16 protein-coding genes are annotated in these 12,121 nt (G+C 70.2%); 9 read left to right on the top strand and 7 right to left on the bottom strand.

From position 1 onward, the window contains the following. Window positions 1–19 precede the first annotated feature (19 nt). Window positions 20–685: a DedA family protein gene (locus QFZ58_RS31020; protein WP_307128178.1), complete on the bottom strand. Its 666-nt coding sequence runs from the start codon at window positions 683–685 to the stop codon at window positions 20–22. A 143-nt stretch (window positions 686–828) separates the two neighbouring features. Further along, window positions 829–1,266, bottom strand: a complete 438-nt coding sequence (locus QFZ58_RS31015; RefSeq protein ID WP_307129054.1) for a DUF4442 domain-containing protein — start codon at window positions 1,264–1,266, stop codon at window positions 829–831. Window positions 1,267–1,376: 110 nt separating this feature from the next. On the opposite strand from QFZ58_RS31015, the gene QFZ58_RS31010 reads away from it, so the two are divergent. Together QFZ58_RS31010 and QFZ58_RS31005 are read left to right on the top strand one after the other, a co-directional pair. Further along, the gene (locus QFZ58_RS31010) at window positions 1,377–2,411 is read left to right on the top strand and encodes a hypothetical protein (RefSeq protein WP_307128177.1); all 1,035 of its coding nucleotides are present in this window, start codon (window positions 1,377–1,379) and stop codon (window positions 2,409–2,411) included. 68 nt (window positions 2,412–2,479) lie between these two features. Then, window positions 2,480–3,802 carry an MFS transporter gene (locus tag QFZ58_RS31005; protein WP_307128176.1) on the top strand — a complete coding sequence of 441 codons (1,323 nt, stop codon included), beginning with the start codon at window positions 2,480–2,482 and terminating at the stop codon, window positions 3,800–3,802. On the opposite strand, the gene QFZ58_RS31000 is transcribed toward QFZ58_RS31005, so the two are convergent. The 3 genes from QFZ58_RS31000 to QFZ58_RS30990 all read right to left on the bottom strand — a co-directional run bounded on the left by QFZ58_RS31000 (window position 3,764) and on the right by QFZ58_RS30990 (window position 6,920). Next, a complete protein-coding gene (locus tag QFZ58_RS31000; RefSeq protein WP_307128175.1) occupies window positions 3,764–4,609 on the bottom strand; it encodes a spermidine synthase in 846 nt (281 codons plus the stop codon). The genes QFZ58_RS31005 and QFZ58_RS31000 overlap by 39 nt on opposite strands. A gap of 87 nt (window positions 4,610–4,696) precedes the next feature. Next, window positions 4,697–5,884 (bottom strand): elongation factor Tu, encoded by a 1,188-nt coding sequence (tuf, locus tag QFZ58_RS30995; RefSeq protein WP_307128174.1) that lies wholly within the window; start codon window positions 5,882–5,884, stop codon window positions 4,697–4,699. 316 nt (window positions 5,885–6,200) lie between these two features. Continuing rightward, complete coding sequence (locus QFZ58_RS30990) at window positions 6,201–6,920, bottom strand: DNA alkylation repair protein (protein ID WP_307128173.1); 720 nt, start codon at window positions 6,918–6,920, stop codon at window positions 6,201–6,203. Between the two features lie 49 nt (window positions 6,921–6,969). On the opposite strand from QFZ58_RS30990, the gene QFZ58_RS30985 reads away from it, so the two are divergent. The 6 genes from QFZ58_RS30985 (at window position 6,970) to QFZ58_RS30960 (ending at window position 11,022) form a co-directional block, all read left to right on the top strand. Continuing rightward, window positions 6,970–7,710 carry a TVP38/TMEM64 family protein gene (locus tag QFZ58_RS30985; RefSeq protein ID WP_307128172.1) on the top strand — a complete coding sequence of 247 codons (741 nt, stop codon included), beginning with the start codon at window positions 6,970–6,972 and terminating at the stop codon, window positions 7,708–7,710. A 172-nt stretch (window positions 7,711–7,882) separates the two neighbouring features. Next, window positions 7,883–8,755, top strand: coding sequence for an undecaprenyl-diphosphate phosphatase (locus QFZ58_RS30980; RefSeq protein ID WP_307128171.1), 873 nt, complete (start codon window positions 7,883–7,885; stop codon window positions 8,753–8,755). A 435-nt stretch (window positions 8,756–9,190) separates the two neighbouring features. Next, window positions 9,191–9,436 carry a hypothetical protein gene (locus QFZ58_RS30975; RefSeq protein ID WP_307128170.1) on the top strand — a complete coding sequence of 82 codons (246 nt, stop codon included), beginning with the start codon at window positions 9,191–9,193 and terminating at the stop codon, window positions 9,434–9,436. Then, entirely contained in the window at window positions 9,433–9,741 is a 309-nt protein-coding gene (locus tag QFZ58_RS30970) for a DUF6221 family protein (protein WP_307128169.1), read from the top strand. The genes QFZ58_RS30975 and QFZ58_RS30970 overlap by 4 nt, the downstream gene beginning before the upstream one ends. Beyond that, complete coding sequence (locus QFZ58_RS34585; RefSeq protein ID WP_373428615.1) at window positions 9,738–10,121, top strand: DUF6221 family protein; 384 nt, start codon at window positions 9,738–9,740, stop codon at window positions 10,119–10,121. The genes QFZ58_RS30970 and QFZ58_RS34585 overlap by 4 nt, the downstream gene beginning before the upstream one ends. Window positions 10,122–10,135: 14 nt before the next feature. Continuing rightward, a protein-coding gene (locus tag QFZ58_RS30960) for an IS5 family transposase (protein ID WP_307128167.1) occupies window positions 10,136–11,022 on the top strand; the annotation gives its coding sequence in 2 pieces (ribosomal slippage) (window positions 10,136–10,481 and window positions 10,481–11,022; 888 coding nt in all). Window positions 11,023–11,025: 3 nt separating this feature from the next. On the opposite strand, the gene QFZ58_RS30955 is transcribed toward QFZ58_RS30960, so the two are convergent. Beyond that, a complete protein-coding gene (locus QFZ58_RS30955) occupies window positions 11,026–11,598 on the bottom strand; it encodes a hypothetical protein (RefSeq protein ID WP_307128166.1) in 573 nt (190 codons plus the stop codon). A gap of 113 nt (window positions 11,599–11,711) precedes the next feature. Here QFZ58_RS30955 and QFZ58_RS34580 point away from each other — a divergent pair, with 113 nt between their 5' ends. After that, complete coding sequence (locus tag QFZ58_RS34580; protein ID WP_373428682.1) at window positions 11,712–11,777, top strand: DUF6221 family protein; 66 nt, start codon at window positions 11,712–11,714, stop codon at window positions 11,775–11,777. 71 nt (window positions 11,778–11,848) lie between these two features. On the opposite strand, the gene QFZ58_RS30950 is transcribed toward QFZ58_RS34580, so the two are convergent. Then, window positions 11,849–12,037 carry a hypothetical protein gene (locus tag QFZ58_RS30950; RefSeq protein ID WP_307128165.1) on the bottom strand — a complete coding sequence of 63 codons (189 nt, stop codon included), beginning with the start codon at window positions 12,035–12,037 and terminating at the stop codon, window positions 11,849–11,851. Window positions 12,038–12,121 lie beyond the last annotated feature (84 nt).

The raw sequence follows: 12,121 nt of genomic DNA, 5'->3' as shown, positions 1-12,121 counted from the left end.
CACGGCCGGCCATGCCGGGTCAGTCGGCGGCGGGCACGGAGTCGGACTCGGGCGTCGCCACCGGCCGGCCGGCCGATTGCTCCGCGGCCTTCTTGGCACGGTTCTTCAGCACCAGCATCGAGGTCAGGCCGATCAGGACGGCGACGACCAGGCCGAGCCAGGAGAAGCGCTTGAGCCACGCCTCGGCGACCACTCCCACCGAGTAGACGACGGCCGTGGTGCCGCCCGCCCAGACGATGCCGCCGAGCACGTTGGCGATGAGGAACTTCCAGTAGGGCATGCGCAGGACACCCGCCAGCGGCCCGGCGAAGATCCGCAGCAGCGCGACGAAGCGGCCGAAGAAGACCGCCCACATGCCCCACTTCTCGAAGGACCGCTCGGCCATGGCGATCTGCGCTTCCCCGAAATGCTTGGGGAACCTGCCGCCGAGCCAGGCGAGCAGGGGCCGCCCGCCCTTGCGGCCGATGGCGTAGCCGATCGAGTCACCGATGATCGCTCCGGCCGACGCGCAGGCGCCGAGCACCACGGGATCGATGTCGCCGTGCTGGGAGGCGAGCAGCGCCGAACTCACGAGGATGATCTCGCCGGGCAGCGGAATGCCCAGGCTCTCCAGCCCGATGACGACCCCCACCAGCAGGTAGATGCTGACCGCGGGGACGGTCTCGAGCCACTCCTGGACGTGCAACGCCGGTTCCTCCCGTGAAGAATCTGCCGCCGCGCACCACGGTGGTGCACGGCGGGCAGCCTACCCGGCCGACGGGTTCGGCGGTGGTGGTGCACCGACCGGCCGGCTGGGCCGGCGGTGGGAGCGCGCCGCCCGGCCGGGGGTCAGCGGTTGGGGCGCAGCGTCCAGACCACGCTCATCTCGCTCGTCACGGCCCCGTCGGCCCGCCGGATCTCCACCCGCACGGGGAATTCGGGGCGCTTGCCCTCGTCGAGTTCGGCGATGACCTCGGCGGCCGGGCGGCCCAGGGTGGCGGTGGCGGTGAGCGCGCCCATGGCCACCTTCTTGAAGGCCATCTCGGTGGTCACCGGCAGCGGCACGGCACGCGCCATCTGGTCACCGAAGGCGGCGACGACGACGGCGCCGCTCGCGGACTCGGCCAGCGTGAACATCGCTCCGGCGTGCGGTCCGCCGAGGTGGTTGTGGTATTCGGCCTGGTCCGGGAACGAGAGGACAGCGCGCTCGGCGGTGGTCTCCAGGTATTCGAGGTTGAGGGTGCGGACCATCGGAACGCTCGCGGACAGCATCTCGCCGACCGTCATCTCTTCAGTGCTCATGGGCCGGGATGTTACTAGTCAGTAGCAGGCCTTGACCATCCCCTCACAGGGGCGGCCGTGGCAGTGGGTGCCCGGTCCCTCTATGGTTACTGGCCATGTGGCCAGGACAGCAGCCGCCCGGGGGCGAGCAGAACCCGCAGGACCAGAATCCGTACCAGCAGCCGGGGTACCAGCAGCCGAATCCCTATCAGCAGCCGGGATACCAGCAGCCGGGACAGCAGCAGCCGGGTTATCAGCAGGGGTATCCGCAGCCGAACCCGTACCAGCAGCCCACCGTGCCGCAGTACGCCGTGCCGGGTCAGCCCGGCGGGCCGCAGCCGGACGACAGGAAGAAGACGACGATCGTCGCGATCGTCGCCGCCACCGCGGTCGTGGTGGCGGCCGTCGTCACCGGAGTCGTCGTCATGAACAAGAAGGACGACGACAAGGGCGGCTCGAAGGTCGCGGACGGCAAGAAGACCTCGCCGTCGGCGAAGGCCTCCGACACCCCTTCCTCCCCCGCGGCGAACCCGCGTGGCGGGGAGGACGCCGCGCCCTCGGTCCCCGGCTGGAAGGTGGTGACCAACCCGAAGTGGGGCACCCAGTTCGACGTGCCCGGTGACTGGGAGGTCGCCGGAACCGGTGTGTTCTCCGGTTTCGAGGACGTGAAGGACCCGACCGGGCCGCCGGCCGCCGGCTTCTCCGCACCGGCCTACTACAAGAGCAAGTGGTGCGTCGACGACGTCGACAAGGACGGCTCCAAGGAGGACACCGGCCTCGCGGGCGTCGGCACCAAGGGCGCCCAGGGCGCCAAGAGTACCGACGAGGCCGCCACCAACGAGGCTGCCAACTGGGTGTGGGCCGCCTACGCCCAGGAGGACCCCAAGGAGAAGGTCAAGATCGGCAAGGCCGCGCCGTACACGACCGAGTCGGGGCTGACCGGCAGTGTCGTGACGGCCACCGCCACGGGTCTGGCCAAGAAGAACAAGTGCGACACGGACGGCAAGTCGACCGCGTTCAGCTTCAAGAACGCCAAGGGCGAGTACTCGACCTGGGTCCTCTACGCCAACGCCGGTGTGGACGACGAGCTCCCGGACGCCACGATCCAGAAGATCCTCAGCACGGTACGCCTCGCGAAGAGCACCTCCTGACCCCCTGACGGTCCTGGGCCGGTCCGTGCCATTTGGCGGACCGGGGTGCGGGCGGGGATAGTCCCCTGGTGACTTCCGCCGACTTCGCCCCGCCCGCCGCTTCCCGCACCCCGCGGGCGGGCCGCAACTACGGTCTGCTGACCGCCGCCGCGATCATCACGAGCCTGGGTACCCACGGCGCGTTGATCGCGGCGGCCTTCGCGGTTCTGGAGTCGGGCGGCGACGCGGGCGACGTGGGGCTGGTCGCCGCCGCCCGCACCGCTCCGCTCGTGCTCTTCCTGCTGATCGGCGGTGCGATCGCGGACCGGCTGCCGCGTCATCGGGTGATGGTTGCGGCGAATGCCCTCAACTGCGCCTCCCAGGCGGTGTTCGCCTGGCTGGTCCTGACCGGCGACGCACGGCTGTGGCAGATGATGCTGCTGACCGCCCTGTGCGGCACCGGCCAGGCCTTCTTCAATCCGGCGGCCGAGGGCATGCTGCTGTCCAGCGTCACCGGCGAGCACGCCGCCCGCGCCTTCGCCTTCTTCCGGATGTCCATGCACGGTGCCGCGATCGGCGGCGCGGCACTCGGCGGCGCCATGATCGCGGCGATGGACCCGGGCTGGGTGCTGGCGGTCGACGCGGCGGCGTTCGCCGTCGCCGGTACGCTGCGCGCCTTCCTCGACGTCAGCCACATCCCCGGCCGCGCGCCGGGCGGCGGGCTGCTCGCCGACATGCGCGACGGCTGGCGGGAGGTCGCGAGCCGCCCCTGGCTCTGGGCCATCGTCCTGCAGTTCTCCGTGGTCGTGGCCGTCGTCGGGGCCGCCGAGGCGGTGTACGGGCCGCTGGTGGCCCGCGACGAGTTGGGCGGGGCGCGCCCGTGGGGGTTCGCGCTCGCCGCGTTCGGGGTCGGCACCCTGGGCGGGGCGTTGCTGATGACGCGCTGGAAGCCACGCCGGCTGCTGCTGGCCGGGACGCTCTGCGTGTTCCCGCTGGCCCTGCCGTCGGCGGGGCTGGCGGTCCCGCTGCCGGTGGGCGCGCTCTGCGGCGTGATGTTCGTGACCGGCATCGCCATCGAGGTGTTCGGCGTCTCCTGGATGACGGCCCTGCATCAGGAGATCCCCGAGGAGAAGCTGTCCCGGGTCTCGGCGTACGACTGGTTCGGCTCGGTGGCGATGGTGCCGCTGGCCACGGCGGCGGCCGGTCCGGTGGAGACGCTGGCCGGCCGCAGCCAGGCACTGTGGGGCTGCGCCGCACTGATCGTGCTCGTGACGGCGGGGGTGCTGCTCGTCCCGGACGTACGGAACCTGACGCGCCGCACCGCCGGCGTGCAGGGTGGCGGCGGCGCGGTGCCCGGTCAGGCGGCCAAGGTCTCAGCCGATGCCGAAGGCACCGTCGGGGGGCTCGGGTGAGCCGACCGCCTCGGTGTCCCGTACGGGCTGCGCGCCGCCCATGAGCCGGGCGAGCGCCGCACCGCACTCCACCCTCGCGGGGAACGCGTCGGCGGCGCAGAGCCTGGTCAGCGTGGCGATGTCCAAGGGCTCGCGCGAGGCGACGAGCACGGTGTTGCCGAACCTTCGGCCGCGCAGGACCGCCGGTTCGGCGATCAGCGCGAGTTCGCCGAAGACCGACGCGAAGTTGGCCAGCTGCGAGCGCAGGAAGCCGAAGGGAGCACCGTCGGCCAGGTTCGCCGCATACGTCCCTCCGGCCCGCAGGACCCGCCCGGCGGCGCGCGCGTACTCGACGGACGTCAGGTGAGCCGGTACCCGTGCTCCGCCGAAGACGTCCGCGATCAGGAGGTCCGCGGAACCGGCGGGCGCGTGCTCGAGCCAGGCCCGGGCGTCGGCGCCGTGCACGGTGATCCCGGACCCTTCGGGCAGCGGCAGGTGCTCGCCGACCAGGCGGACGAGTCCCCGGTCCGCCTCGGCGACCTCCTGCCGTGAACCAGGGCGGGTCGCCGCGACGTAACGGGGCAGGGTGAGCGCCCCGCCGCCGAGGTGTACGGCGTCCACGGGCGCGCCCGGGTCCGCCGCCCCGTCCACGACGTGGGCGAGCCGCCGTACGTACTCGAACTCCAGGTACTCCGGCTCGTCGAGGTCGACGTACGACTGCGGGGCCCCGTCGACCGTGAGCAGCCAGGCCCGTTCGCGGTCCACGTCGGGCATCAGGCGGGCGGTCCCGAAGTCGGTGGCGCGGAGGACGGGTATGGGCTCGTTCACGCCCCCATTGTTCCCTGTCCCCCGGGCGGCCCGGACCGGGTGGGCCCGCCCCTCGGCGAAGAGAGGGGCGGGCCCACCGTGCCGGCCTCAGCCGTCGAGGAGGCCGGTCACCGTGCCGGCGCCGACCGTCCTGCCGCCCTCACGGATCGCGAAGCCCAGTCCCGGCTCCAGCGGGACGTCGCGGCCGAGCTCGATCGTCATGGTGACGGTGTCACCGGGCCGTGCCACCGCCGCCTCCCCCAGGTCGACGTCTCCGACGACGTCCGCCGTGCGGATGTAGAACTGCGGCCGGTATCCCGTGGTGACCGGGGTACTGCGGCCGCCCTCGCGCGCCGACAGGACGTACACCTGAGCGGTGAAGCGCCGCCTGGGTGTGACGCTGCCGGGCGCCGCCACCACGTGGCCGCGGCGGACCCGGTCGCGCTCGACCCCGCGCAGCAGCAGCGCGACGTTGTCCCCCGCCTCCGCGGACTCCATCGGCTTCCCGAAGGTCTCCAGGCCGGTGACGACCGTCTCGACGTCCGCGCCGAGCACCGACACCCGGTCCCCCACGCGCACCGTGCCGCGCTCGACGGCGCCGGTGACGACCGTGCCGCGGCCCGTGATGGTCAGGACGTTCTCCACCGAGAGCAGGAACGGCGCGTCGGTGTAGCGCACCGGCATCGGTACGTACGTGTCGACGGCGTCCAGCAGGCTCTCGATGGAGGCCGTCCACTGCGGGTCGCCCTCCAGGGCCTTGAGGCCGGACACCCGGACGACGGGCAGCGTCTCCCCTCCGTATCCGTGTGCGGAGAGCAGCTCGCGGACCTCGAGCTCGACCAGGTCGGTCAGCACCGAGTCCTCGCCGTCGCCGGCGGCGTCGGCCTTGTTGAGGGCGACGACGATGTGGTCGACACCGACCTGACGGGCCAGCAGGACGTGCTCCGCGGTCTGCGGCATGATGCCGTCGAGCGCGGAGACGACCAGGATCGCGCCGTCGAGCTGCGCCGCTCCGGTGACCATGTTCTTGATGTAGTCGGCGTGTCCGGGCATGTCGACGTGCGCGTAGTGCCGGGTGTCCGTCTCGTACTCGACGTGCGAGATGTTGATGGTGATGCCGCGCTGCGCCTCCTCGGGCGCCCGGTCGATCCGGTCGAACGGCACGAAGGTACCGCTGCCCCGGTCGCTGAGGACCTTGGTGATGGCCGCGGTCAGGGTGGTCTTGCCGTGGTCGACGTGGCCCATGGTGCCGATGTTCAGGTGCGGCTTGGTGCGCACGTATGCCGTCTTGGGCATGGCTCGTTCCTTGGTGTTCGAAGCTGAGACGAGAAGACCCCAGGGCCCCGCCGACCCTCCCCTTACGGGGTCCGCCGGACTGTCGGGGGAGGGTCAGCTTCGGGCGCCGCCGATGGGCGCTGCGGCAGCGGTGCACGCTGCTGCGGCTGCTGCTGCTGCTGCTGCTGCCGCGAACGCGGTCGCGGGGCTCACGGCAGCCTTCGGCGTGTCCGCGACTGCGGACTGCGCTGCGAGGAAGGCGTACCGGAACATGCCCCTGATCATGGCGGAACCGCGCACGGCCGTCGAATGCTTTTCGGCGGCTGTGGACGGTGACTCAGCCGATGTGCCTGAGCGCCTCACGCACGGAGAGCGGTGACAGACGGTCACGAGCCGTGTCGACGAACTCGCGGACGGCCTCCGCGTCGGTCTTGGCGTACTCGCGCAGGCACCAGCCGATCGCCTTGCGGATGAAGAAGTCCGGGTGGTCCGCGCGGAGCAGGCAGTACCCGAACAGCCGGTCGGTGTCGGTGTTTTCGCGGAAGCGGAGTTGGTGGAGCAGGGCGGTACGGGCGAGCCAGAGGTCCTCGTCCCCGGCCCACCGGTCCATCACTCCCCTCAGCACCGGGTCCGCCGACACGAGCGGTCCGGCGACATGGGCGGCGAGTACGTCGACGGTGTCCCACCAGGGGCGTGTCGTCACCAGATGCCGCAGGACGGGCAGGAAGCCGGAGGAGCAACGGCCGACATGACGGCGCAGGTAGTCGGCGGCAAAGTACTGGTATTCGCGTTCGGGCAACTCCCAGCAGCGCAGGGCGACGGCGGTGCAGTCCGCTTCGGCCGGCCGGCGGGTGTCTGCAAGGACGGTCCGGGACAGGTCCCGGCGTCGCGGGGTGGCGATGCCCAGGAAAGGGGCCACGTTCCTCATGTACGCAGCCGCCGCAACCGCCCGTCCGGGGTCGGCCGCCTCGGGATACACCTGGGTGAGGCGGCGCAGCACCGTGTCGGCCAGGGCACTGTCCGGCACGTCGGGGACGGATTGCTCCGACGGACTCATGGGACGCACATTACGGCGATCACACACCTGTTTCGGTTACGCTCCCCAGATGTTCGAGCCCGTCCCCGCCGCCCGGCCCGCCGGCGGTCTCGCAGCGCGTTGCGCGAAGCTGCTGCTCTCCCCCTGGTCCCGTTTCTCCCTCCTGGTCGCGGTGCTCCTGGCCGCGGCCACCACCATGCTGCTGTTCGAACCACAGCGGCTGCTGGCGTCCGGCTGGCCACCCCAGCTCACGGGTTCGGGGGCGGCCATGGTGTTCGGCCTGGCGTACGGCGTGTGCACGGTGGCCTTCGTGCCGCGTCCGCTGCTCAACCTCGCCGCCGGCGCCTTGTTCGGCGCTCAGGCCGGTCTGGCGGCGGCGCTGGCCGGAACCGTCCTCGGCGCGGGCGTCTCCTTCCTCCTCGGCCGGGTACTGGGCCAGGACGCGCTCCGTACGCTGCTCCGCGGCAAGTGGCTCAAGGCCGCGGACGGGCTGCTGAGCCGGCACGGCTTCCGCTCCATGCTGGCGATACGGCTCTTCCCGGGCGTGCCGTTCGCGGCGGCCAACTACTGCGCGGCGACCTCCCGGATGGGATATCCGCCGTTCCTGCTGGCCACCGGGCTCGGCTCGATCCCCAACACGGCGGCGTACGTCATCGCGGGCAGCGAGGCCTCCTCGCCGACCTCCCCGGTGTTCCTGGCGGCGATGGGCTTCATCGTGCTCTCGGGCGCGGGTGCGGCGCTGGTCGCCTGGCGCAAGCACCACAGGCTGGGCAGGGCGGGCGGCGCCGCTCACGGTCCCTCCTCCGAATGATGCGGGGGCAGCCGGGAGGCCGTTCATCTGCAGGCGATACGCTGCGCGCGACCGACAGAGGATGTCCGGGGCCGTGGTGCCCCGTCCCCCTTTTTGACCACACCCGCACGTTGCCGACGGCCGTCGAGGCCGTCGGCCGTCGCATGAACACCTCCGGGATGGCCTGAGCTCCATGAGCTGGTTCGAATCATTCGTCCTGGGACTCGTTCAGGGACTGACCGAGTTCCTGCCGATCTCCTCCAGCGCGCATCTGCGACTGACCGCGGCGTTCGCGGGCTGGCACGACCCGGGTGCGGCGTTCACCGCCATCACCCAGATCGGTACGGAGGCGGCGGTCCTCATCTACTTCCGCAAGGACATCGCCCGGATCGTCTCGGCGTGGTTCCGGTCGCTGACCAATGCCTCGATGCGCGGCGACCACGACGCCAAGATGGGTTGGCTGGTCATCATCGGCTCGATTCCGATCGGCGTGCTCGGTGTGACGTTCAAGGACCAGATCGAAGGGCCGTTCCGTGATCTGCGCCTGATCGCGACCACGTTGATCGGCATGGGCATCGTCCTGGGTGTCGCGGACCGTCTCGCGGCGCGCGACGAGACCGGCGGCAAGCACCGGGCGATCAGGGAGCGCAAGTCCCTCCAGGAGCTGGGCGTCAGGGACGGCCTGATCTTCGGCTTCTGTCAGGCGATGGCGCTGATCCCCGGCGTCTCGCGCTCGGGCGCCACGATCAGTGGTGGCCTCCTGATGGGCTACACCCGTGAGGCGGCGGCGCGTTACTCGTTCCTGCTGGCGGTACCGGCGGTGCTGGCCTCGGGCGTGTTCGAGCTGAAGGACGCGGGCGAGGGACACGTCTCCTGGGGGCCGACGATCTTCGCGACGGTCATCGCCTTCGCGGTGGGATACGCGGTCATCGCATGGTTCATGAAGTTCATCACGACCAAGAGCTTCATGCCGTTCGTCATCTACCGCGTGATCCTGGGCGTGGTGTTGTTCGCGTTGATCGCGGCCGGTGTGCTGAGCCCGCACGCGGGAGAGTCTGCGGGCTGAGCCGGCTCCGCCACGGGCCATTTCGCCGATGACGTGCGGGCGGGTGCCCTTAGTCTGATGCCGGTGAAGACGGGGGTTAGGGCGGCCGTGATATCGCGCCCGTCTTCGCTGGTCGTCGGCGCCGAGCCGGTCCAGCAGGTCGCCGGTGGATGAGGGCGCCCTCGTCGACGGCGACGGCGATATTTCCGGAGAGGCACCGGTACTTGAGCGGCTTCGACATGGTTCGGGCGGCGCGGTGGGTGCGGGCGATGTGGCGGGCGGCGTTCATGCGGGTCCCCCTTTGACCCAGGTGCCAACTTTCTTGGCATTGTGATATTGGCACAGCAGCAGCCGTGGTGCAACATAGTTGGCATGACTGAGCCAAGAGCGGGCGCCCACAAGGTTGGCAGTGAACTGCCCACCGACTTGGCAGGTTCGCATGAGATCATCAGCGACATGACGCCACGACCCCACCCCGAGGCCGAAGCCTCCTGGCTGCGCCGTCTCGACCGCGCGACCTCGGCTCACGAGAAAGCCCGGATGAACCTCGACGGACTCATTGCGGACGCCCGAGCCGCCGGCGTCCCACTCATGACCATCGCCAAGCACACGCCTTACAGTCGCGAATGGGCCCGCCGCATCGCCGACCGGGTAGACCTGGAACGATCCACCGCCCAGCCCGACTCGGGGGGCAGCAAGTGACCGCCGCCCTCGTCGCCTTTCTGCGGGCCCGGTACAGCGAGGAGTTGGAGAAGGCCCGCTACGCCAGCAACGTGGTGGTCACAGACCCCGCCCGCTTCGGCGTTGAGCCCGAGGATGCCTCCGCGCATGCCCGGTTCACCATCGCCACGGCCGAGGCGCGCATCGCACTGCTAGAGGACACCGTGGTGCGACACCTGGGAGCGGGTGGGCTGGTCGGCGAGACCGCCGAGTACCAGCTGCGGCTCCTCGCCGCGCCCTACGTCGAGCACAAGGACTACCCGCATGAGCTCGGGCGCCCGGCATGATCGCCGACCTAGTGGGCTTTCTTCGGGCCCGTCTCGATGAAGATGAGCGGGCGGCGCTGGCGACGGACGAGACGATGGGCAGCCCGCAGCGGGATTGGGTTGCGCACCCGGACGCGGAACCCCTCGCGAAGGTCGTCGCCAACCGACGGTTCCTCATCGCTCGGGAGCTCGGGATTGCTGAGGCCGAGCACATCGCCCGCCACGACCCGGCCCGCGCCCTGCGCGAGGTCGAGGCGAAGCGACAGCTCGTCGCCCGGCATGCGCCGCACTCAATTGGCGGCTGCCGCACCTGCGAACGGTCGCACTGGGGCATGCAGGTCTGCGACCACTGTGAACGCACGGCGCCGTGCCCCGACCTCCGCGACCTAGGACCTGTCTGATAATTGATCTTGTGATGGGTCGCGGAGAGCTGACGGATGCGGCGTGGGAGCGGATATCGCCGCTGCTGCCAGGTGTTGACGGGCGGGGTCGTCCGTGGCGGAATCACCGACAGGTGATCAACGGGGTGCTGTGGCGATTGCGCACGGGTGCTCCGTGGCGTGACCTGCCAGAACGCTTCGGGCCGTGGCAGACGATCTATGAGAGGTTCGCCCGCTGGGAGGTGGACGGGACCTGGGCCCGTCTACTCGAGGAGGTCCAGGTCCACGACGACTCAATCGGAGCGGTGGAATGGGCCGTGTCGGTCGACTCCACGGTTAACCGTGCTCACCAGCACGCCGCCGGCGCCCGCAAAAAGGGGCACCGGCGGGGGATGAACTAGAAGATCCGGCACGCGCGGCGGCTGACCAGGCGCTCGGCCGGTCCCGCGGCGGGCTGACCACCAAGGTTCACCTGGCGTGCGACGGCCGGGGCCTGCCTCTGGCCATCCTCGTCACGCCGGGCAACGTCAACGACTCCACCGCCTTCGATGCGGTCCTGGACGCGCTGCGAGTACCCAGGACCGGCGTCGGGCGGCCGCGCCGCAGGCCCGACGCGGTCATCGCCGACAAGGCGTACTCGTCACGGGTGATCCGCCAGACCCTGCGTCGCCGGGGCATCCGAGCGGTAATTCCGGAAAGGGTCGACCAGAAGGCCAACCGTGTTCGGCGCGAGCGGGCCGGTGGCAGGCCGCCAGCCTTCGACCGCGAGCTCTACAAAGCTTGCAACGTGGTCGAACGCTGCTTCAGCCGACTCAAGCAGTTCCGCGCCGTCGCGACACGGTTCGACAAACTCGCCGCCCGATACCGGGCTGGACTCCACCTCGCAGCGCTCGTCCTCTGGCTCCGCGAACCTGCCCGATGATCATTACCAGCGGACTGTACTCAGCCCGTTGCCGAGATCCGTCACCTCTGCTCCAGCAAGAACAGCCGGGATGATGCTGAGCCGGTCCGTCCGGAAGTGCACTCGGTCCGGGCGCGGGCCCATCGGCAGTCGGCCATACAGGACCAGCGCGTCATCGTCCTCGTCCGCTGTTTCGCCGCCCAGATCGACGAGTAGCGCGACAGTCCTGTCCAACTCTCGTTGGATCAGCCGCTGAACGGCATTAGTGGCCTGCTCACGCTCGATCTCGGTCAACCCGCCGAGCACGAAGGTGAGGACCTGGGTGTCCGGCGCCACGTACCTGACATCGCACACCACGTCCGTGTCTGCCGACAGCCAGAACTGCATGCAGAGCGGCCCGACCGACAGGCCAACAAGCTCCAGAATGGGCCCGACAGGCAGCTTCACCTGTTCCCCTACGACGTCCAACAGCATCCCGCAGCCCAGCATCGGGTGCTCGACGGTCAGCCCGGACTGGGCCAAGTTGTCGGTGACCGTGCGGAACTCGGACTCGTCCATCCGGCCCTCGCGGTACCAGGACAGGTAGGTCTCCAACACCGCTGACACTCCTCGTCTTCATGGCCCGCCACGGGGGGAGACGTGATGCCCCGTGACGGTGGCCACCCTCCGTCAACAAGCATCCGGCATTCTGAGCCCACGGGTGATCATTTATCAGACAAGACCTAGCCGCCGTGTACGCCGACCACCCCGGCTACCGGACCGAGTGGAAGCCGTAGCGCCCACGGCGAAGCCCCCGCACCGGGATGGTGCGGGGGCTTCGTCACACATCGGCCAAGGGCAAGATCGCTCACCTGTAAGCCCCGCTCGACATGGCGTACACAGAGTTCGAAGACTGGCGTGGTGGCGTTACACCGACGCGGCCGTAGACCCTCTCCCGCCGCGCCTGCGCGGCGATCACACGCTTGGCAAGCTCCGCTTTCGCGATCCGCTGTTCCACCCACCAGCCTTTAGGCTTCTTGGGCTTCTTTTTCGCCATGTTGCCCCCTCCCCCGAGTTGGACGTTGAGCGTAATCCGAGACGGGGTGCGTCGCCAGAGTGCATGCAGCAGTGGGTGAATCCG

Source organism: Streptomyces sp. B1I3 (assembly GCF_030816615.1).
Classification (GTDB): Bacteria; Actinomycetota; Actinomycetes; order Streptomycetales; family Streptomycetaceae; genus Streptomyces.
The sequence above is the reverse complement of the archived record's forward strand: the minus strand, read 5'-3'. Positions and strand labels throughout refer to the sequence as shown.